The sequence below is a fragment of the Mesorhizobium sp. M1E.F.Ca.ET.063.01.1.1 genome (assembly GCF_003998155.1).
GTDB lineage: Bacteria > Pseudomonadota > Alphaproteobacteria > Rhizobiales > Rhizobiaceae > Mesorhizobium.
The window spans coordinates 1-461 of the sequence record NZ_RZSC01001595.1 but is presented as its reverse complement, the minus strand read 5'-3'; the positions used below and the strand labels follow the sequence as shown (position 1 = coordinate 461).

At 63.6% G+C, this 461-nt stretch carries 1 protein-coding gene; it reads left to right on the top strand.

Annotated elements, in window-relative coordinates:
* A partial coding sequence (locus EOA29_RS39960) for a glutaminase (protein ID WP_189479203.1) occupies positions 1-352 on the top strand: 352 nt, incomplete at its 5' end.
* Positions 353-461: the final 109 nt, after the last annotated feature.

Sequence of the window (461 nt, the reverse complement as noted above, 5' to 3'; positions counted from 1 at the left end):
CCATTGCGCCATCGCAATGAGCTGCCGGCAGCTCGCCATGGCCGGCCGTTTCCTCGCCAATGGCGGCCGGAATCCGGCGACCGGGCATTCGGTGGTGTCGGCCGAACGCGCGCGCCGCATCGGCGCGCTGATGCTGACCTGCGGCCACTATGACGGCTCCGGCGACTTCGCCTTCCATGTCGGCATTCCGGGGAAAAGCGGTGTCGGCGGCGGCATATTGGGGATCGTGCCGGGCGTCGCCTCGCTCGCCGTCTGGTCGCCCGGCCTTAACGAAAACGGCAACTCCAAACTCGGCTCCATCGCGTTGGAGAAGCTTGCCAGGATGATGAACTGGTCGATCTTCGCGCCTTGACGCGGGTTCGGGTGCGCGTGACCGCAAGCACCGGAAAAGAAAAATCCCGCACCAGATGGCGCGGGATTCTCCTTAAAAGATAAGCCTAACAGGCTGAAAACCCTAGAAG